20 protein-coding genes are annotated in these 19,898 nt (G+C 76.1%); 14 read left to right on the top strand and 6 right to left on the bottom strand.

Going from position 1 to position 19,898, the window contains the following annotated elements; genetic code table 11:
• Positions 1-394 precede the first annotated feature (394 nt).
• On the bottom strand, positions 395-976 hold the full coding sequence (locus ACFXDE_RS33150) for a TetR/AcrR family transcriptional regulator (protein ID WP_380498262.1): 582 nt from the start codon (positions 974-976) through the stop codon (positions 395-397).
• 100 nt (positions 977-1,076) lie between these two features.
• On the opposite strand from ACFXDE_RS33150, the gene ACFXDE_RS33155 reads away from it, so the two are divergent.
• On the top strand, positions 1,077-1,523 hold the full coding sequence (locus ACFXDE_RS33155) for an anthrone oxygenase family protein (protein WP_380445194.1): 447 nt from the start codon (positions 1,077-1,079) through the stop codon (positions 1,521-1,523).
• Between the two features lie 413 nt (positions 1,524-1,936).
• Here ACFXDE_RS33155 and ACFXDE_RS33160 read toward each other — a convergent pair whose 3' ends face one another.
• The 3 genes from ACFXDE_RS33160 to ACFXDE_RS33170 form a co-directional block, all read right to left on the bottom strand.
• Positions 1,937-2,509: a dihydrofolate reductase family protein gene (locus ACFXDE_RS33160; protein WP_380498236.1), complete on the bottom strand. Its 573-nt coding sequence runs from the start codon at positions 2,507-2,509 to the stop codon at positions 1,937-1,939.
• A 68-nt stretch (positions 2,510-2,577) separates the two neighbouring features.
• A complete protein-coding gene (locus tag ACFXDE_RS33165; RefSeq protein WP_380498237.1) occupies positions 2,578-3,369 on the bottom strand; it encodes an SRPBCC domain-containing protein in 792 nt (263 codons plus the stop codon).
• Complete coding sequence (locus ACFXDE_RS33170; RefSeq protein ID WP_380498238.1) at positions 3,366-4,055, bottom strand: ArsR/SmtB family transcription factor; 690 nt, start codon at positions 4,053-4,055, stop codon at positions 3,366-3,368. Before ACFXDE_RS33170 ends, ACFXDE_RS33165 begins: the two co-directional genes overlap by 4 nt.
• Before the next feature lie 638 nt (positions 4,056-4,693).
• Here ACFXDE_RS33170 and ACFXDE_RS33175 point away from each other — a divergent pair.
• Positions 4,694-5,359 carry a class I SAM-dependent methyltransferase gene (locus tag ACFXDE_RS33175; protein WP_380498239.1) on the top strand — a complete coding sequence of 222 codons (666 nt, stop codon included), beginning with the start codon at positions 4,694-4,696 and terminating at the stop codon, positions 5,357-5,359.
• A gap of 119 nt (positions 5,360-5,478) precedes the next feature.
• Here ACFXDE_RS33175 and ACFXDE_RS33180 read toward each other — a convergent pair whose 3' ends face one another.
• Both ACFXDE_RS33180 and ACFXDE_RS33185 read right to left on the bottom strand, forming a co-directional pair.
• Positions 5,479-5,853, bottom strand: a complete 375-nt coding sequence (locus ACFXDE_RS33180) for an ArsR/SmtB family transcription factor (RefSeq protein WP_380445189.1) — start codon at positions 5,851-5,853, stop codon at positions 5,479-5,481.
• 393 nt (positions 5,854-6,246) lie between these two features.
• A complete protein-coding gene (locus ACFXDE_RS33185; protein WP_380498240.1) occupies positions 6,247-7,185 on the bottom strand; it encodes a BTAD domain-containing putative transcriptional regulator in 939 nt (312 codons plus the stop codon).
• Between the two features lie 681 nt (positions 7,186-7,866).
• Here ACFXDE_RS33185 and ACFXDE_RS33190 point away from each other — a divergent pair.
• The 12 genes from ACFXDE_RS33190 to ACFXDE_RS33245 all read left to right on the top strand — a co-directional run bounded on the left by ACFXDE_RS33190 (position 7,867) and on the right by ACFXDE_RS33245 (position 19,843).
• Positions 7,867-9,075 carry an aminotransferase class I/II-fold pyridoxal phosphate-dependent enzyme gene (locus ACFXDE_RS33190; protein WP_380498241.1) on the top strand — a complete coding sequence of 403 codons (1,209 nt, stop codon included), beginning with the start codon at positions 7,867-7,869 and terminating at the stop codon, positions 9,073-9,075.
• A gap of 34 nt (positions 9,076-9,109) precedes the next feature.
• Positions 9,110-10,531, top strand: coding sequence for a beta-ketoacyl-[acyl-carrier-protein] synthase family protein (locus tag ACFXDE_RS33195; RefSeq protein WP_380498242.1), 1,422 nt, complete (start codon positions 9,110-9,112; stop codon positions 10,529-10,531).
• Positions 10,528-11,451, top strand: a complete 924-nt coding sequence (locus ACFXDE_RS33200) for a MaoC family dehydratase (RefSeq protein WP_380498243.1) — start codon at positions 10,528-10,530, stop codon at positions 11,449-11,451. Before ACFXDE_RS33195 ends, ACFXDE_RS33200 begins: the two co-directional genes overlap by 4 nt.
• A 6-nt stretch (positions 11,452-11,457) precedes the next feature.
• Positions 11,458-12,987 (top strand): AMP-binding protein, encoded by a 1,530-nt coding sequence (locus ACFXDE_RS33205; protein WP_380498244.1) that lies wholly within the window; start codon positions 11,458-11,460, stop codon positions 12,985-12,987.
• A gap of 108 nt (positions 12,988-13,095) precedes the next feature.
• A complete protein-coding gene (locus ACFXDE_RS33210; protein WP_380445183.1) occupies positions 13,096-13,365 on the top strand; it encodes an acyl carrier protein in 270 nt (89 codons plus the stop codon).
• Between the two features lie 5 nt (positions 13,366-13,370).
• Entirely contained in the window at positions 13,371-14,462 is a 1,092-nt protein-coding gene (locus tag ACFXDE_RS33215) for a hypothetical protein (RefSeq protein ID WP_380498245.1), read from the top strand.
• A complete protein-coding gene (gene trpA, locus ACFXDE_RS33220) occupies positions 14,455-15,432 on the top strand; it encodes a tryptophan synthase subunit alpha (protein WP_380498246.1) in 978 nt (325 codons plus the stop codon). The genes ACFXDE_RS33215 and trpA overlap by 8 nt, the downstream gene beginning before the upstream one ends.
• Positions 15,426-15,800, top strand: coding sequence for an ectoine synthase (locus ACFXDE_RS33225; RefSeq protein WP_359973999.1), 375 nt, complete (start codon positions 15,426-15,428; stop codon positions 15,798-15,800). The genes trpA and ACFXDE_RS33225 overlap by 7 nt, the downstream gene beginning before the upstream one ends.
• A gap of 302 nt (positions 15,801-16,102) precedes the next feature.
• The gene (locus ACFXDE_RS33230; protein ID WP_380498247.1) at positions 16,103-17,248 is read left to right on the top strand and encodes an acyl-CoA dehydrogenase family protein; all 1,146 of its coding nucleotides are present in this window, start codon (positions 16,103-16,105) and stop codon (positions 17,246-17,248) included.
• Positions 17,245-18,102 carry an N-(5'-phosphoribosyl)anthranilate isomerase gene (locus ACFXDE_RS33235; RefSeq protein WP_380445179.1) on the top strand — a complete coding sequence of 286 codons (858 nt, stop codon included), beginning with the start codon at positions 17,245-17,247 and terminating at the stop codon, positions 18,100-18,102. The genes ACFXDE_RS33230 and ACFXDE_RS33235 overlap by 4 nt, the downstream gene beginning before the upstream one ends.
• Complete coding sequence (locus tag ACFXDE_RS33240) at positions 18,099-18,908, top strand: indole-3-glycerol-phosphate synthase (RefSeq protein ID WP_380498248.1); 810 nt, start codon at positions 18,099-18,101, stop codon at positions 18,906-18,908. The genes ACFXDE_RS33235 and ACFXDE_RS33240 overlap by 4 nt, the downstream gene beginning before the upstream one ends.
• Entirely contained in the window at positions 18,905-19,843 is a 939-nt protein-coding gene (locus tag ACFXDE_RS33245) for an alpha/beta hydrolase (RefSeq protein WP_380498249.1), read from the top strand. The genes ACFXDE_RS33240 and ACFXDE_RS33245 overlap by 4 nt, the downstream gene beginning before the upstream one ends.
• Positions 19,844-19,898 lie beyond the last annotated feature (55 nt).

Below are 19,898 nucleotides of genomic sequence, written 5' to 3' on the forward strand. Positions count from 1 at the left end.
GTGTGCCCGTACCGGGGCACGGCAGCAGGGTAGGCGGGCGGGGCCGGGGCGCGTACCGGGGCGTGATCGACGGGTACGGGCGTCCCGGGCGGGGGCCCGCCCGGGACGCCGGTACCCGGGGCCCCGAACCGCGGGGCGAGGGCCGTACCGCTGCGCCGTGGCCCCGGGCGGGCCGGCGGGCGGGGTGTCACCTGTGGTGCGGGCAACGGGGTGTGGTGGTGCCTGCTGTGCGCGGGCGGGCCGGCGGGCGGGGTGTCACCTGCGGTGCGGGCAACGGGTCGTGGTCGGCGGGTGTCGCGGCGCGCGGGTGCGGGCGTGGGTGAGCGCGGGCGGCGGGGGCCGGGGCCCCGGGGCGGTGCGGCGGCTGTGATGGGGTGCCGGGCCGGGCGGGGTGTCAGCTGGCGGTGAGCCGTTCCACCAGCAGCTGTGTCCTGCGCGCGGTGTCCCCGGGTGGCAGGCGTGCGGCCCGGGCGAGGGTGGCCAGTCCGTGCAGGGCGGCCCAGAACACCTCGGTGAACAGCGCCGGGCGGGTGCCGTCGCCGGCCGCCTCGCCGAGGCTGTCCAGCAGTGCGGTGAAGGCGTCCTTCAGCGGCCCGGGGGTGTCCTCGCGTGCGAAGGCCAGGCCGGCGTCGAGGTGGAACAGGGCGTCGTAGAGCGCCGGGTTGCCCGCGGCGAAGCCGAGGTAGGCCCGGGCCACGGCACCGGCCCGCTCCCGCGGCCCGCCCGCGCTGCCGGCGGCCGCGGCCCGCACCGTCGCGGCCAGCTCGGCGGCGCCCTCCAGGGCGACCGCGCCGATGATCTCCCGCTTGCCGCGGAAGTGCCCGTACAGGACGGGCTGGCTGTAGCCGATGCGCTCGGCCAGGCGCCGGGTGGTCACCGCCTCCCAGCCCTGGCGCTCGGCGAGTTCACGGGCCGCCGCCACGATGAGGCGCTCGCGCTGCGCCCGTTCGCGCTGCTTGCGTTCCTGGACCGGCATGACCGACATGACCCGACCCTAGCACCGCTAGACAAGCGAGCGGCAGTAGTACTAGCGTTGCCTCATCGGCTAGCAGCACTAGATGCCTGGAGGGGTCATCATGCTCAGCGCACTGGAGGTCTTCACCACCGTGGTCGTCGGGGTGATGGTGGGGGTGGAGTTCTGCGTCGCCTTCTTCGTGAACCGGATCTTCGACGCGCTTCCCGGTGACGGCGGCCAGCTCGGCCGCGCGCACGGCGGGCGGATGCTCGGCGCGGTGATGCCCTTCTGGTACATCGCCTCGCTCGTCCTGGTCGTGCTGTGGGCGGTTGCCGGGTGGCACCGCCACGGCGCCGCTCTCGTCGTCACCGCCGGCGCCCTGCTGGTCGTCAGCGTGCTCATGTCGGTCCTGCTGCTCGTCCCGATCAACAACCGGGGCAAGACGTGGACCCCCGAGAACCGGCCCGCGGACTGGAAGGAGCAGATGAAGCGCTGGGAGCGCTACCACTACGGCCGCGTCGCGGTGATCATCGCCGCCTTCGCCCTGCTGGCCGCCGCCCGCCCCTGAGCCCGCGCGACGAGCGGCGAGCGGCTCCCGGCTCCGGTCCGGGCGGGGTCTTCGGCCCGGGACGCCGGAGCGCGCGGGGCAGGCCCGGCGGGGCGGCCCCCCGGGGGGGGCGGAGCCGGGGGGGCAGTGCGGGGCGGGGCGTGGCGGGGCGCGATGCCCCGCCGCGCCCCGGGCCTGCCGGGCGGGCGCCCGACGTGGTGTGCCCCGCGGGGCCCGGTGCCGTGGCCGGCGGGGCGTCACCCCTCTTCGCGGTCCTGCCTCTTCCGGCCGGCGGCCCGGTCCCGTTTCTCCGGGACGGCGGCCCCGGTGCCGCGCGGGCGCGGTCGGGCGCGCCCGCCCCTGGTCCTCCCGCCGTGCGGGGGCGGGGCGTGGACGGTGGTGCCGGGGGCGGGCGGTGTGGTGTGACGGGGGGGTCAGTGGAGGACGTCGAGGATCTGCTTCTGCAGGCCGTTGGGGTAGACGGTGTGTTCGGTCAGGCGCAGCTTCTGGGCGTCCTTGTCGGTGGCGGGGAACAGGCGCTTGCCGGCGCCCAGGAGCAGCGGGTAGACGAGCAGGTGGTAGCGGTCGACGAGGCCGGCGTCGGCGAGGGCGTGGTTGAGGGTGGCGCTGCCGTGGACGATGATCGGGTCGCCGTCGCCCTGCTTGAGGCGGGCCACGTCCTCCATGGTGCGCAGGATGGTGGTGGGGCCCCAGGTGTCGGTGAGGTCGGCGTCGGTGAGGGTGGTGGACACGACGTACTTCGGCAGGGTCTTGTAGCGGGCGAACTCGGGCATGTCGGGCCAGACGGGGCTGAACGCCTGGTAGCTGACGCGGCCCAGGAGGACGGCGCCGGCTTCCTGCTGTTCGCGCTGCTTGATCTCGTAGGCCTCGGGGAGGAACTCGACGTCCTTGAAGGTCCAGCCGGCGTTGCGGTAGCCGGCTTCGCCGCCGGGGGCCTCGACGACGCCGTCGAGGGAGATGAACGCGGTGCTGATCAGGGTGCGCATGAGGGGTCCTTGCGGTCGGTCGGTGGCGTCAGGGGCGTGGGGCGTCAGGGGCGTGGGGGTGGGCGGGGTCAGGCGAGGAGGCGGGTGAGCCACTGCTGCCAGGCGGCGTCCGCCCGGTCGGCCTCCGTGCCGATCTCCGTTGCGGCGTCCGCGCCGTCGGTGGTGGGGCCGTCGGTGGTGGGGTGGAAGAGGTGGTGGAAGAGCAGGACCAGGCCGGGGCCGTGGTGGAAGGTGTGCAGGGCGTCGGTGCCGCGTACGGCGATGCGTTCGTCGTCGGCCCACACGACGTGGCCCTGCAGCGGCGGCAGGCCGGGGACGTCGGCGCGGGCGCGGGCGCCTTCGGTGACGGGCAGGGGCAGGCCGAGGGCGCCGGCGAGCAGGGCCCGGATCTCCTGCGGGGCGCGGCCCGGGGCGGGGGCGGCGGCGAAGACCGGGACGGCGGTGCGGTGCGCGAAGTGGGCCAGGTACTCGCGCAGGGTGTGCAGGTGGAAGGGCCAGCCGCGGCGCAGCGCGTCGTACTCCTCCTGCCAGTCGTCGCCCAGGACGCCGCTGTGGACCACGCGCAGCACGGTGGCCGCGCCCTCGCGTCCCTCGATGAGGTACTCGAAGGCCATGAAGCGGCCGTCGCCGGTCTCGGGGGTGCGGGTGGCCAGGCGCTTGGCGGGCTCCCACGCGGTGACGACCGCCTCCTGGCGGTGCCCTGCGGTGGTCATGGCGGCGGTGCCGCCCTCGCGGGGGTCGACGGTGTTGCGGCCCATGAACCAGGAGTCGACGCCGGGGCCGGTGGCGATCGCCTCCCAGACCTGCTCGGGACCGGCGGGCAGGACGGTGTCCAGGGCGATCTCGAACGGGTGGGTCATCGCGGGGGCTCCGGGGCTGCGGGGTCCGCCGCTGCTTCGGCGGACGGGCTTTCGGCGGGCGGGGTTCCGGTGGGCGGGGTTCCGGTGGGCGGCGCGGCGGCGGGCGCGGTGGCGGGGATCTGGTGGAGGGCGGCGACGACGCGGTGGGTGCGCCCGCCGGGCGCGCCCTCGTCGTGGTAGCGGGCGACCAGGGCCGCCACGGCCTGGGCGAGGTCCTCGGCGAACGCGGCCCGGTCGGCGGCCGAGGCGAAGCGCACCTGCGCGTCGAGACCGAACGTGGCCACCTTGCGCCCGGCCCGGGAGGCACCGGTGACCAGTGTCCCGACCTCCTGGACCAGCCGCGCGCCCAGGGCCAGCAGCCAGCGCGCCGAGAGCCGGTCGGGGGAGCGCTCGGGATCGGGGCTCACCCCGGCCAGCACCCGCGGGGAGATCACGTAGGAGGCGGCGGCCGCGCGGTAGACCCGTTCGGTGACGTTGCCCTTGCGCCGCTCCTCGGCGAGCTCGACCAGGTGATGACGCTCCAGTTCCTTCAGGTGGTAGTTGACCTTCTGCCGGGCCAGCCCCAGACGGGCGGCCAGCATGGCGGCCGAACCGGGTTCGGCCAGGGCGGCGAGGATCCGGGCCCGGATCGGGTCCAGACAGGCCTCGGCCGCGGCGGGTTCTTCGATCACGGCGACGTCCAGCACCCCTCCAGCATCTTGCCGACAAAAAAAATTGTCAAGGAAAGAAGACTTGTCGGCGTGGCGTGGCGTTGCGGGGTGCGGTGCGGTGCGGCTGCAGGGGAGCGGTGGTGGGGCCCGTGCGGCGTGGGCGGGCCTGTGGGCCGGGTGCCGGGCGTGGGGCGTGGGGCGTGGGGCGCGGGGGTGGCGAGGCGTGAAGAAGGCCGGCCGGCGTGGCGGGGTGCGGTGCGGCTGCGGGGGAGTGGTGGTGGGGCCCGTGCGGCGTGGGCGGGCCTGCGGGGCGGTGCCGGGCGCGGGGGTGGCGGGGCGTGAAGAAGGCCGGCCGGCGTGGCGTGGCGGGGTGCAGTGCGACTGCGGGGAGCGGTGGTGGGGCCCGTGCGGCGTGGGCGGGCCGCGGGCGGGCGTTGTGGGCCGGGTGCCGGGTGCCGGGTGCCGGATGCCGGGAGCGGGTGGCGGGGTGTGCGGAGGGCGGTGGCCGCGGGCGGATCCGTGGGCTGCCGGGCCGGTGGGCGGGCCGGGGTGCGGAGGACCGGCGTGGTGCCGGCGGGCGGCGTGCCGTGTACGGGCGGATCGCGCGCCCCGGGCGGGCACGCGTCCGGCGTCGGGCCGCGGGGCTGTCGGTCGTGACTGCGAGGATGCCGGCCATGCATGAGGACTCCGCCGCCATCGCCGAGTACTGGAACGCCGCCGCCTCGTCCTTCGACGACGAGCCCGACCACGGGCTGAGCACCGGGCCCACCCGCCTGGCGTGGACCCGCCTCCTGGAACGCTGGGTCCCCTCCGCGCCGCCCGGGCCGTTCGACGTGCTCGACGTCGGCTGCGGAACGGGGTCGCTGTCGATGCTGCTGGCCCGGCGCGGACACCGCGTCACGGGCGTCGACCTGGCACCGCGCATGCTGGAGCGGGCACGCGCGAAGCTGGCCGAAGCCGGCCTGCCGGCACGCTTCCTGACCGGCGACGCGGCGGCACCGCCCGTCGGCGAGGAGCGCTTCGACGTCCTGCTGTGCCGGCACCTGCTGTGGACACTGCCCGACCCCGAGGCCGCGTTGCGGCAGTGGACCGCCCTGCTGCGCCCCGGCGGCAGGCTGGTCCTGGTCGAGGGCCGGTGGCGCGAGCCGGGGCAGGACGACGCGCCGTACGCGGCCGGTGCCGGGCGGCTGCCGTGGAGCGGCGGGATCGGCGCCGACGCCCTGGCGGGCGCGGTGCGGCCGTTGGTCGCCGACCTTCGGGTCGAGCCGCTGAGCGGCGATCGCGACCTGTGGGGCCGCCCGGTCGACGACGAGCGGTTCGCCCTCCTCGCGCGGGTCTGAGCCGCCGCGGGCCGGGCATGCCGGCGGGGCGGGCACGCCGGCAGGGCCGGGACACCCGCAGGGCCGGGCACACCGGCAGGGCCGGGCGCCCCGGAGCGGCCGGGGCGCCGGACCCGGGGTCAGCCGGGCCGCACGGCCTCGCGCACCGGCGGGCCCGGGGCGGTCTCGGCGTGCGCGGCGGCGACGACGGCGGTGAGCAGGCCGGGGAAGCGGTGTTCGAGTTCCTCGCTGCGCAGGGCGTTCATCTTGGTGGTGCCCACGTAGTACTGGCGCAGCAGCCCGGCCTGGCGCAGGACGTTGAAGTGGTGGGTGGAGGTGGAACGGGAGACGGGCAGCTCGAAGGAGCCGCAGCTGAGGTCAGCGTCCTCGCGGGCCAGCCGGCAGACCACCGATCTGCGGGCGGGGTCCGCCAGCGCCTCCAGCACCTGCTGGACGCTCAGGTCCTCCACGCCCGGGTGCTCGATCACCCGCGCCGTAGCGCGTGTCCGTCCCACACCCACCACCCCTTCCCAAAATCCAGGCCCCCGTCCGTTCGGTCCGTCGTCGTGAACCGCCGCGCGCGGTGCGCGACTTCGGGTCATGACGCTACTACGCCCACCCTCCCGCACGGGGCCCGCCCGCCCACCGCAACAGCCCCGCAACACGCCGGGGACATCCCCGGCGAAGAACCCGCGAAGAACCCGCGAAGAACCGGAGAGGAACCGGGGAGGGACGGGGCGGGAAAGAGAGGGAAGCGGGGGGAAACGGAGGACAGACACCGGAGCGGCAGACAGAGAAGAGACACGGCGAGGGACGGCGAGGGACGGAGAGGCACGGAGAGGCACGGCGAGGGACGGAGAGGCGCGGAGAGGGGCCCGCCCCCGGGCGCCCCCGGGGGCGGCGGGGCGTCAGGCGGCGCGCACCGGGGGCCCGGAGCGGCTCCAGCGCCCCGGCGGCAGGGGCTCGAAGATCCCCATCAGCACCGGGTCCACCGCGGGCACCGCCGGACCCGCAGCCGGCCCCGCGGCCGGCGCGGCGCCCGCCACCGCCACCGCAGCCGGGCCCGGGGCCGGGAGGGGCGCGTCGGCGGCCGGGGCGGGGGAGCGCAGCAGCGACAGGTACATGTCCTGGGACTCGGGGCCCGGGTCGATGCCCAGCTCCTCCGCGAGGACCTGACGCAGCTGCTGGTAGCAGCGCAGCGCCTCGGCCCGGTTGCCGGCCGCGGCCAGCGCGGCCATCCGGCAGCGGTAGGCGCTCTCGCGGAACGGGGCCCGGCGCACCGCCTCCTCCGCCCAGCGCAGCGCGTGGTGCTCCTCGCCCAGCGCGGAGGCCGACAGGCTCGCCGTCTCCAGGGCGCAGATGCGCAGTTCGTCGACGTGGTCGCGCACCCCGCACGCCCACTCGCCGTCGTGGTCGGGCAGGAAGGAACCGCGCAGGTTCGCGATCGCGCCCGCCGCCAGCTGCTGCGCCACCGGGTAGGCACCGGCGCCGAACGCCTCGCCGGCCTCGCCGACCGCGCTCGCCGCCACCTCCACGTCCACCGCCGCGTCCGCCGGCAGGCGCAGCACGTAGCGCCCGCCCTGGGAGACCAGCGGCGTCGCCCCCGGCCCCTGGCCCGGGGCGGCGACGAACGCCCGCACCCGGGAGACCACGCTGCGCAGCGCCGAGGCCCACGTGTCGGGCAGGCCGTCGGGCCACACGGTGTCGGCCAGCGCGTCGCGCCCGGTGCCGGCGAAGCGCTCCAGCACCAGACGGGCGAAGGCCACCTGCGCCTGGGCGCCGGACAGGTGCTGCGGGGCGGCGCCCTCGTGTTCGACGGTCACCAGGCCGGTCAGGCGGATCAGCATGACGGCGCCCCCGATCTGCCCGGCGCCCCGTCGTCCCGCGAACCGTTCAACATAGCTCCAACCCCCTTGAGCCGCGGCGCGGCCCGCGGGCGGCGGTGCCGGGCCGCGGGCCCTGGAAAGAACCCGGACCGGAAAATGCAACGCCGACCAGCCGTTCGGTTTTTCGTTCCGGCGGATTTCGACCATACATTCGGCTGCTTGCGCGGTGTCAACACCGGTCGGCGAAACATACCCACCGGCCGGTCCATGCGTCGTAGGCGCAGGGTTTCCGCACGTCAGAGCGTTACCGCAGGCCGGGAATCGGGCTGTTGCGGCCGCCTTGCGCTTCCTGCCGTAGAAATGTAGCCATCCTTGAGCACCCCGCGTGGACGCTTCGAGAAAACCCGCACCCGAAAACCCGGCACCGGGAAACCCCGCACCCGGGAAAGCCCGTACAGGGGAAAAGGGGGCACCGCCCCCGGCAAAAGCACCCCGGGAACCAAAGGCACCAGGCGCCCCCGGGAACACGGCACCCCCGCACCCCGGCACCCGCACCCCGGCACCCGCACCCCGGCACCCGCACCCCCGGCACCCGCACCCCCGGCACCCGCACCCCCGGCATCCGGCGCTCCCGCCGGTGCCCCGGCCGGTTTCCCCGCCGCCCCGTCCCCGCATCCCCCTTGCCCGTGAGGAGTGAGCAGTATGGCCACCGCAGCATGGCAGCGCCTTCAGCCGAAGCTGGACCAGACGCTGGAGCGCGTCGACGCGCTGGAGTTCGACGCCTCGCGCCGCAACAGCTTCGTCGCCTACACGATGGAACGCGACAGCGCCTACTGCGACCTGGACGGCGAGCGCCTGCTCATGATGTCCGGGTACAGCTACCTCGGACTGGCCGGCGACGAGCGGGTGGTGGCCGCGGCCAAGGCGGCCCTGGACGTCTACGGCACCGGCAACCACGGCGTGCGCGCCCTGGCCGGCACGATCCCGCTGCACGAGGAGCTGGAGGCGGAGGTCGCCCGCTTCGCCGGCCGCGAGCGGGCGCTGGTGTTCGGCTCCGGCTACGCGGCGAACGTCGGCACCGTCGGCGCCCTGGTCGGCCAGGGCGACACCGTCCTGATCGACAAGTACGACCACGCCAGCATCGTCGACGGCTGCCGCCTGTCGGGCGCGACGGTCACGCGTTTTCGCCACAACGACGTCGAGCACCTGGAACGCCGCCTGAAGGCCGCCTCCGCCACCGGGGTGCGCCTGGTGATCGTCGACAGCGTCTACTCCATGGACGGCGACATCGCCCCGCTGCCGCAGCTGCGCGAGGTCTGCGACCGCCACGGCGCGCTGCTGATGGTCGACGAGGCCCACGCCCTGGGCGTGATCGGCCCGCGCGGCGGCGGCATCGAGGAGCACTTCGGCCACCGCTACCGCGTCGACGTCAAGCTCGGCACCCTCTCCAAGGCCATCCCCTCCATGGGCGGCTGGGTCGCCGGCAGCGCCGACCTGATCGGCCACCTGCGCTACGCCGCCCGCCCGTTCCTGTTCTCCGCGGCGCTCGGCCCCGCGCAGACCGGCGCCGCGCTGGAGTGCCTGCGGATCCTGCGCCGCGAGCCCGAGCGCGTCACCCACATCCAGACCCAGGCCGAACGCCTGCGCTCGCGCCTGAACGCGGCGGGCATCCGCACCATGGACAGCCGAACCGCCGTCATCCCGGTCATCGCCGGCTCCGACGACGCCGCCTACGACTACGCCACCGCCTGCCGCAAGGCCGGGGTGATCGGCCTGCCGGTGGTCACCCCCGCGGTGCCCAACGACCTGGCCCGCCTGCGGATCGCGGTCACCGCCCGCCACAGCGCCGCCGACATCGACTTCGCCGCCGACGCGTTCCTGACCGCCGCCGCCCAGACCGGCCTCATCTGACCCGCGCCGCCCGGCCGAAGGGAGGACGACCCGCATGCCAGCCCCCACCCCGCCACCCCACCCGCACTCCCCGCAGCCCTCGCAGCCCTCGCAGCCCCCGCAGCCCTCGCAGCCCCCGCAGTCCCCGCGCTCGCCGGAACGCGACCGGCCCGCAGCCCCCGCACGGCCCGCACCCCCCACGCGGCCCGCAGCCCCCGCACGGCCCGCACCCCCCACGCGGCCCACGCGGCCCGTACGGCCCGAGATCGCGGTCACCGGCCTGGGCGTCATCAGCCCCGCCGGCCACAGCCTGCAGGAGTTCTGGCAGACGGTCAGCCAGGGACGCTCCACCGCACGCGCCCTCACCGACCCGGCCCTGGCCCGCCACCGGGTACGCCTGGGCTGCCCCGTCACCGCCCTGCCGCACGACCCGGCGCTGCCCGCCAAGGACGCCCGCCGCCTGGACCCCTTCGCCCACTACGCCACCCTGGCCGCCCTCGCCGCCCACCGCGACGCCGGCTCCCCCCACCCCGGGCCCGGGCGCTCGGCCATCGTCGTCGGCAACGCGGTCGGCGGACGCACCACCAGCGACCGCGAGTCCGCCGCCTACACCCAGCACGGCCCGCTGCGGGTCTCGCCGCTGATGCCGCTGATCACCATGCCCAACGCCGCGGCCGCCCAGATCGCCATGCGCCTGTCCTGGAGCGGGACGGCCCTGACGATCGCCACCACCTGCGCCTCCGGCGCCGACGCCATCGGCCACGGCGCGATGCTCCTGGCCACCGGCCGCGCCGACGTCGTGATCGCCGGCGGCTGCGAGGCCACCCTGACCCCCGTCACCCTCGCCGCGTTCGGCAACCTCGGCGCCCACTCCCAGCGCAACGCCGACCCCGCCCGCGCCTCCCGCCCCTTCGACACCCACCGCGACGGCTTCGTCATGGGCGAAGGCGCCGGCTTCCTGGTCCTGGAACGCCTGGACGACGCCCGCGCCCGCCACCGCACCCCCTACGCCCTGCTGGCCGGCTACGGCTCCAGCGCGGACGCCTACCACCTGGCCAACCCCCGCCCCGACGGCGCCGGCGCCACCGCCGCCATGCGCGCCGCCCTCACCGACGCCGGCCTGACCCCCGCCGACATCACGCACGTCAACGCCCACGGCACCGCCACGATCCACAACGACCGCGCCGAAGCCGCCGCCCTGCGCACCGTCTTCGGCCCCCACGCGGTGCCCGTCACCTCCACCAAGGGCGTCATCGGCCACCTGATCGGCGCCGCCGGCGCCGTCGAACTCATCGCCGCCATCCAGGCCATGACCAACCGCCTGGTCCCGCCCACCGCCAACCACGAAACCACCGAAGCGGGCCTGGACCTCGACGTCGTCCACACCCGCCCCCGCCCGATCCGCCCCGGCGCGGCCCTGTCCAACTCCTTCGGATTCGGCGGCCACAACTCGACCCTGGTGGTGACCCCCGCATGACCACGACCCCCACCCCCGCCGCCCCGGCCCCGGCCCCGACGGCACAGCCCGCGACGGACCCGGCGCACGCCGCCCCGGTGTTCCGCACCCGCGTGCCCGTCACCGCCGAAGCCCTGGCCGCCTACCGCACCGCCGCCCGCACCGGCCTGCCCCCCGCCACCGGCCCCGCCGGCCAACTCGCATCCCCCGCCCACCCGTTCGTCCTGGCCCACACCCTCGCCCAGCACACGGTCGCCGCCCTCACCGCCGGCGAGGACGCCTTCACCGGCGTCGTCCACCTCGCCCAGGAGATCCGCACCCACCACCCGCTGCCGCCCGCCACCGACGCCGCCACCGGCACCGACGTCGAGGTCACCGTCACCGCCGCCCGCCGTGAGCCGCGCGGCACCCGCATCGCCCTCACCACCCGCCTCACCACCCCCCACGGCACCCTGCTCGCCGAACTCACCACCGCCGCCCTCCTCCTGGGCGCCACCCGCATCACCCCCCACGGCGCCCTGCCCCCCACCGCCCACCCCGGCACCACCCCCGACACCGGACCCCACACCCTCACCCACACCCTCACCCCCGCCGACGTGCGCGCCTACGCCCACGCCGCCGGCGACCTCAACCCCATCCACCTCGACGACCACGCCGCCCGCGCCGCCGGCTTCCCCTCGGCCATCGCCCACGGCATGCACCTGCTCGCCCTGGCCGCCGAAGAGATCACCGACCGCCACGCCGCAGGCGACCCCACCCGCATCACCGCCCTCGGCGCCCGCTTCGCCGCCCCCGTCACCCCCGGCACCCCGCTGCACCTGACCCTGCACCCCCACGACCGGGGCACCGTCGTGCGCTTCACCCTCGCCACCACCACCGCCACCGCCACCACCACCGCCGTCAAGGCCGGCTGGGCGACCATCGCCCCGGCAGGGGAGTGACCCGCCATGACCACCCCAGACGCCCCCGCCGCCGTGCCGCCGCTGTCCCTGCCCGACGCGTTCGCCCACCACGCCCGCCGCCGCCCCGACGCCACCGCCCTGCTCTGGCACGACCGCGCCCTCACCTACCGCGAACTCGCCCACCTCACCGGCCGCGAACGCCGGCGCCTGCGCGCCCTGGACCTCGCCCCCGGCGAACCCGTGGCCCTGCACGCCACCAAATCCCCCGAAGCCGTCGCCCTCGTCCTGGCCTGCCTCACCGAACGCCGCCCCTTCCTGCTGCCCTCCCCCCAGCTCGCCCCCGCCCTGCTCGCCGCCCTCCACACCCAGGCCGGCGCCCGCCACCTGCTCACCCCCGCCGGCCGCCGGCCCCCCGCCCTGCCCGCCACCACCCACCCCGGCGTGCCCACCCTCGCCGCCGGCACCTCCTTCATGCTCACCACCTCCGGCTCCACCGACCTGCCCAAGATCGTCCCCCTCGCCCAGAGCGCCGTCGACCGCTTCACCGCCTGGGCCCACGACACCTTCGACCTCGGCCCCGGCCGCGTCGTCGCCAACTACGCCCCCCTCAACTTCGACCTGTGCCTGCTCGACGTCTGGGCCACCCTCGCCGCCGGCGGCACCGTCCTGCTCCTGGACCCCGCCCACGCCCTGTCCGCCCGCCACCTCCTCACCCAGCTCACCCGCCACCGCCCCCACGTCCTGCAGGCCGTCCCCCTGTGCTACGCCCTGCTCACCCAGGCCGCCTCCCAGGGCCCGGGCGGCGCCACGGTGCTGGACAGCGTCGAGCACGCCGCGTTCACCGGCGACGCGATCGACGCCCGCACCCTGGCCGCGCTGCCCGCCCTGCTGCCCGCCGCGCGCCTCTACAACATCTACGGCTGCACCGAGACCAACGACAGCTTCCTGCACGAACTCGACGCCCTGGACGCCACCGCCGCCCTGCCGGTGCCCATCGGCACCCCGCTGCCCGGCGTGCGCACCCTGCTCGCCGCCCCCGACGGCACCCCCGTGACCGGCCCCGGCAGCGGCGAACTGTACGTCTCCACGCCCTTCCAGGCCGCCGGCTACCTCGACCGCTCCCGCGACGCCGGCCGCTTCACCACCCGGCCCGACGGCGCCGGAGAGGGCCGCCGCTGGTTCCGCACCGGCGACCTCGCCGTACGCGACGCCCAGGGCCGCCTGCACCTGACCGGACGCGCCGACTTCCAGGTCAAGGTCCGCGGAGTCGCCGTCAACACCGCCGAGGTCGAACGCGTCCTGCTCGCCCACCCCGAGGTCCGCGAGGCCGCCGTCGCCGCCGAGAGCGACCCGCTGACCGGCAAGCGCCTGCACGCCGCCGTCCACCGCACCCCCGGCTCCGCCCTCAACACCCTCACCCTGCGCGAACACCTGGCCGCCAACCTGCCGCGCGCCGCCGTGCCCGAACGCCTGGCCATCCACGACACCCCGCTGCCCAAGACCCCCACCGGCAAGGTCGACCGCAAGGCCGTCCTCGCCGGCACAGCCCCCCACACCGCCCGGCCCGCCGGCTGACCGGCCCGCCGGCCGACCGGCACACCCGGAGCCCTGCCGTCCGGGGCCCTGCCGTCCGAAGCCCTGTTTTCCGGAAGTCACGAACCTTTCAAGGGAGTTGCGACCACCATGAACAACATCGCGCAGATCAAGAAGTTCCTGATCGAGGAGTTCCTGCCCGACGTCACCCCCGAGCAGCTCGCCGACGACCACGACCTGCTCACCGACGGCGTCATCGACAGCCTCGGCGTCCTGAAGCTGATCGCCTGGGTCGAGGACCACTTCGCCCTGCCGGTCGACGACACCGACCTCGACCCGAACAACTTCCGCTCCGTGCAGGCGATCGACGCCTTCATCGCCCAGCGCCGCGCGCTCGCCGCCACCGTCGCCGGCGGCTGATCCCCGTGCACCCGGCCCTCACCGACCTGATCGCCGCCCGGCCCGTCCCCCTGGACACCTGGCGCTCGTGGTGGGACCGGCTGGAGGGCGCCGCCCAGGGCCCGGCCCGCGACAGCGACCGGGCCCAGGCGGCGGCCCTGCTGGCCAGCCTCGCCACCCGCCTGCCCGACACCGCCACCCTCGCCGCCCTCACCACCTCCCTCACCGAACGCAGCCCCGACCCCGGCCCCGCCCACCCGGGCAGCGCCAACATCGTCGGCACCGGCGGCGGACCGGCCACCTTCAACCTCTCCACCGCCGCCGCCCTGACCGCCGCCAGCATGGGCGTACCCGTCGTCAAGACCGGCTCGCGCGCCTACACCAGCGCGGCCGGCTCCATCGACCTGCTGGAACGCCTGGGCATCACCCTCACCTCCTCCCACACCGAGACCGCCGACCACCTGGCCCGCCACAACATCGCCTTCGCCGGCCCGCACGTCTACCCGCCGGCCCTCACCCGCCTGGCCCGCCTGCTCTACCCGCTCACCCTCAAGCCCTTCGGCCGCTTCCTCAACGCCCTCGGCCCCTTCCTGGCCACCGCCCCCGTCACCGCCCAGCTCACCGGCGTCTCCGCCACCGCCCCCCTCACCGCCCTGCGCGACCTCACCGCCCGCACCGGCACGCACGGCAGCGGACGCCAGGTGTGGCTGGCCCACAACACCGAAGGCGCCGACGAACTCCTGCCCTTCGCCGACAACACCCTCCACACCCCCCACACCACCATCCACCTGCCCGCCGGCTCCCTCGCCCCCGACACCGGCACCCTCGCCGACCTCGCCCCCCACCCCGGCGACCTGACCGGCCACTTCCTCGACGCCCTCGCCGGCCGCGCCGGCCGCGCCGCCACCCACACCATCGCCCTCAACGCCGCCGCCCTCGCGATCGCCTCCGGACGCCACACCCACTGGCCCACCGCCCACGCCACCGCCCTCGCCGCCCTCGCCGACGGCGCCCCCCGCGCCCTGGCCCAGCGCCTGCGCACCCCCGGCAAGACGGCCACGGCACTCACCGCGGCCCGCACGACGACGGCGGGGGACAAGGCGGTGGCCGGTGTCTGACCACCCGCTCCCGCCCGAGCACCCGTTCCCGCCCGGGCGCCCGTTCCCGTCCGAGCGCCCGTTCCTGCCCGAGCGCCCCGACGGGCGCCCCGCGCTCGCGGTGTTCCTCAACGCCGGCGACCCGCCCGCCCCCCTGGCCGAGACCGCCCGCATGCTCGACGACGAAGGCGTCGAAGTCCTCGAACTCGCCGTCCCCTTCCCCAACTCGCCCACCGACGGCCCCGTCATCCGCCGCTCCGCCGCCCGCGCCCTGGCCGCCGGCACCACCCTGGACACCGTCCTGGCCGAACTCACCGGCCTCGTCCCGCAGCTCAGACGCCTGAAGATCGCACTGCTCGCCGACTGGTCCCACAGCCTGCGCCGCCCGGACCCCGGACACACCGCCCGCGCCATCGCCGCCGCCGGCGCCCACGCCCTGCTCGTCCACGCCCTGCCCCCGCGCCGGCGCCCCGCCTGGCAGCAGGCCTGCCGCGACGCCGGCCTGCCCCAGGTCGCCACCTGCTACGCCACCTCCGGCCCCGGCGTCCTCACCGAGGCCGCCCGCACCGCCCACGGCGCCTACGTCTACCTGGTCGCCCACTACGGACGCTCGGGCACCGCACCCGCCGCCGGCCACCGCACCCTGAAGGCCACCGTCGCCGCCCTCAACCGGGCCGCCCCCCACACCCCCGTCGCCATCGGCTTCGGCGTGCGCAGCGCCACCGACCTGGAGGCCGTCGCCGCCACCGGCGCCCGCGCGGCCGTCGTCGGCTCCGCCGCCGTCGAACGCGTCGAGGCCGCCCTGAACGCCGGCACCGACCCCCTCGCGGCGCTGCGCGCCTTCCTCCGTGAACTCCGCCCGCCCCACCCCCCGCGGGCGGGCGGACCCACCCGCACCACCACCGGCACCACGACCGGCGCGGCCACCGGCACGACCGGCACCGCCGTCACCCTCACCCCCGCCACCAGAGAGGCAGAACCCGCATGCTGATCCGCGACCTTGACGACGTGAAGACCGTCGAGTGGGGCAACGGCCTGTCCCGCCGCTTCCTTGTGGAGAGCGACGGCCTCGGCTACAGCCTCACCGACACCATCGTCAACGCCGGCACCAAGTCCCGCCTGGAGTACCGCAACCACCTCGAAGCCTGCTACTGCATCGCCGGCTCCGGCGAGGTCGTCGACATGGACGGCAACGCCCACCCCATCACCCCCGGGCGCCTGTACGCCCTGGACGAGCACGACGCCCACTACCTCGTCGCCTCCCCCCACGAGGACATGCGCCTGGTGTGCGTCTTCTCCCCGGCCCTGCGCGGCGACGAGGTCCACCAGCTCGACGCCCACAACTCCTCTGCCTACTAGGCCGACGGCCGCACAGCCGGGGCCGGCCGAGGCGAGCCGAAGCCGGCCCGGGCCCGCCGGACGGGCCACGCCCGTCAAGCGGGTCAAACCCGCAAGCCCGGCCCACGAGCCGGGCCCGCAAGCCCGTCAAGCCCGCAAGCCCGTCAAGCCCGTCAAGCCCGTCAAACGAGTCAAGCCCGTCAAGCCCGCAAGCCCGTCATGCCCGTCAAGCGAGTCAAGCCACTGAACGCCGGTGCGCCCCGCGCCGGTTGGACACCCCGGGCCCCCGTGAGCGGCAGGCCCGGGAGGAAGGCGGCACCACCGTGATCCGCTGGAACGCCGACCAGGACGCCCTGCGCGAGGCACTGGCCCGCTTCGGTGACGACCTGAGCGCCGGCCACATCGAAGGCGACGAGCAGGCCGCCTTCTCCCACGACAAATGGCGCCTGATCCAGAAGACCGGGATCCTGTCCCTGCCCTTCGACGAGGCCCACGGCGGGCTCGGACAGTCCCTGCTGACGACCATGTACGTCCTGGAGGGCCTGGGGCAGCACTGCCGCGACGGCGGCCTCAACTTCTGCGTCACCACCTCCATGGCCTCCACCGGCGTGCCCCTGCAGGCCTTCGGCTCGCCCGCCCTCAAGGAGGCCTACCTGCCGCGCATCGCCTCCGGCGAGGCGATCGGCGCGCACGCCATCACCGAGTCCGAGGGCGGCTCGGACGCCATGCAGATGCGCACCCGCGCGGTGCGCGACGGCGACCACTTCGTCCTCACCGGCGCCAAGACCTTCGTCTCCAACGGGCCCGTCGCCGACGTCATCGTCGTCTACGCCCGCACCCACCCCCAGGGCGGCGCGCTCGGCGTGACCGCCTTCCTCCTGGAGCGCGGCATGCCGGGCCTGAGCACCGGCAAGCCCATCAGGAAGATGGGCCTGCGCACCTCCCCGCTGTCCGAGGTCTACCTCGACGACGTACGGGTGCCCGCCGACCGCGTCCTGGGCCGCGTCGGCGGCGGCTTCCTCGTCCTGGACCACGTCATGAAGCGCGAGATCCTCTACTCCTTCATCGTCAACACCGGCGAGATGCAGCACCGCCTGGCCCGCTGCCTGGACTACGCCAAGACCCGGATGTCCTTCGGCAAGCCCATCGGCTCCTACCAGTCGGTCGCCAACAAGATCGTCGACACCAAGATCCGCCTGGAGACCGCCCGCAAGTGGCTCTACGACACCGCCCAGCGCCTGGAGGCCGGCGAGAACGTCACCGTCGACATGGCCATCGCCAAGCTCCTCACCAGCGAGTCCAACCTCGCCACCTCGCTGGCCGCCGTCCAGGTCTTCGGCGGCAACGGCTACATGTCGGAGTACGGGCTGGAGAAGGACGTGCGCAACGCGGTCGCCGGCACCATCTACTCCGGCAGCAACGAGATCCAGTACAACCGCATCGCCGCGATGCTCGGACTCGGCAAATGAACGCCCTGCCCTCCCCGCCCTCCCCGCCGGGCCCGTCCTCCCCGCCCTTCTTGTCCTTCCCGTCCTTCCCGCCGGCCCCGCCCGTCCTGCCGGCGCCCCCGGGCACCGCCGTCGCGCGGCGCCCGGCGCCCGCCCCGCGCCCGGGCCTGCGTCACCTGAAGGTGTGCGGGGCGCGCACCGCCGCCGACGTCGCCCTGCTCGCCGCCGGCGGCCCGACCCTGGTGGGCCTGTGGCACGGCGTGCCCGGGGGACCGGCCGACCTCAGCGCCGAGCGCCTGGTCCGGCTGGCCGCCGCCGCCCACGGCAGCGGCCTGGAACCGGTCCTGGTCACCTTCCTCGACGACGCCGCCGCCCTGGCCCGCCTGGCCGCCGACGCCGGCGTGCGCTGGATCCAGCTCCACGCCTACCAGCCGCCCGCCGTCGTCGCCGACCTGCGCCGGCGCCTGCCCCACGCCGTCCTCGTCAAGGTCCTGCACCTGGCCCGCGGCCGCTGCCTGGAACGCCCCTTCATCCGGGCCTTCGAACGCGCCGGATGCGACCTGTTCCTCCTGGACACCGTCACCGACGACGGCCGCGTCGGCTCCACCGGCCACCCCCTGCGGCCCGCCGACGTCCACGCCCTGCTGCCGCGCCTGAGCATCCCCTTCCTCCTCGCCGGCGGCCTGAACGCCGGCAACCGCCCCGCCTACACCACCGTCACCGAACACCCCCTGTACGCGGGCGCCGACATCGACACCGCCGCCCGCGACGGCGCCGGCCGCTTCACCCGCGAGGCCCTCACCGCCCTCACCCGCGCCTGGCACCCGCACCAGCCGTCCCTCCCGCCGCCGTCTCCCGAGGACCCCCGACCATGACCGCCGCCCCCTCCCTGCCCGCCGCCGTCCCCGCGCCCGCCGCCGGCCCCCCGTCCGTCCTCCCGGCCGCGTCCGCCTCCACCCGGTTCCTGGACGCGCTGCTCGCCGCCGACCGCCCCCTGGTCATGGAGATCAAGCTCCGCGACCCCCACGGCGCCGACCTGCTCGGCCCGCGCACCGTCACCGACCTCGTCACCCGCTACGAACAGGCCGGCGCCCCCTGCCTGTCGGTGGTCACCGGCCGCTGGTTCGGCGGCACCCCCCGCCTGCTGCGCGAGGTCACCGCCACCACCTCCCTGCCCGTCCTGCAGAAGGACTTCCTCACCCGCCCCGCCCAGCTGGAGGCCGCCGCCGCCCTCGGCGCCTCCGCCGTCCTGCTCACCGCCGCCCTACTGCCCGCCGCCTCCCTGCGCCGCCTGATCACCGCCGCCCTCGGCCTCGGCCTCACCCCCTTCGTCGAGATCACCGAAGAAGCCGAACTGGAGCGCCTCACCCGCCCCGAGGCGTGCGTGATCGCCGTCAACAACAAGGACATCCGCCGCCGCGAACGCGACACCGGCGACCTCACCCGCTCCCTGCGCCTGCTGCCCGCCCTGCGCGCGTGCGGCACCCGCGCCCCCGTCTCCGCCTCCGCCATCACCGACCCGGCCGACGGCGCCCGCCTCCTGGACGCCGGCTACGCGGGCCTGCTGATCGGCACCTCCCTCATGCGCCAGGGCGATGTGGGCACCTGGACCGCCCGCCTCGACGCCGCCCGCCTCGATGCCGCCGGGCTCGACGCGGCCCGCCGGGTGGTGACCGCATGAGGCACGCCCCCGCCCCGAGCCCCCTGGTGCGCTCACTGGTCCTCGACGCCGACGGCATCCCCGTCTCCGCCCTGGTCGCCGAACCCCCCGCCGCACCCGCCGGATCCGCCACTGCGGCCGGGCCCGCCATGCCGGCCGGTGAGCCCAAGGCCCTGCTGCTGGCCATCCACGGACGCGGCATGCGCGCCGCCTACTTCGCCGGCCCCGCCCACCCGGACACCGACCTGCTCACCCTGGCCGCCCGCCTCGGCTACACCGTGCTCGCCCCCGACCGCCCCGGCCACGGCGCCTCCGCCCGCCGCCTGCCCCACGGCCAGCTCATCGCCGACCAGGCCGCCACCCTGCACGCCGCCCTCACCGACTACGCCCGCGCCCACCCCGTCGGCGCCGGCGTCCAGCTCCTCGCCCACTCCTTCGGCGGCAAGATCGCCCTCCAGCTCGCCGCCCACTGGCCCGACGACCCCGCCCTGCCCCTGCTCGGCGTCGACATCTCCGGCCTCGCCCAGCACTACGCCCCCGGCGCGTGGGACCGGCCCGACGACCTCGCCGGCGGCGGCCGCCTCAACTGGGGCCCCCTGCACCTCTACCCGCCCGGCACCTTCCACGCCGCCCGCACCCTGCTCACCCCCGTCCCCGCCCTCGAATCCCGCGAACTGGCCACCTGGCCCACCCGCTACACCACCCTGGCCGCCCGCGTCCGCGTCCCCGTACGCCTGACCCTCGCCGACCACGAGACCTGGTGGCGCCTGGACCCGCCCGCCCGCACCGCCCTCACCCGGGCCTTCCCCGAAGGCCTCGCTCACCTCACCACCGCCCACGGCGCCGGCCACAACCTGTCCCTGGGCCACGCCGCGCGCCCCTACCACCTGCGCGCCCTCGCCTTCACCGACGACTGCCTCACCCGCACCCCACGCCCGGCCCTCGCCGCCGCCTGACACCCCCACACCCCACGCCCCGCCCCGCCTGCCCGCCCGTCGCTGCGCCCGCCCC

The sequence above is a fragment of the Kitasatospora sp. NPDC059408 genome (assembly GCF_042751525.1).
Taxonomy (GTDB): Bacteria; Actinomycetota; Actinomycetes; order Streptomycetales; family Streptomycetaceae; genus Kitasatospora.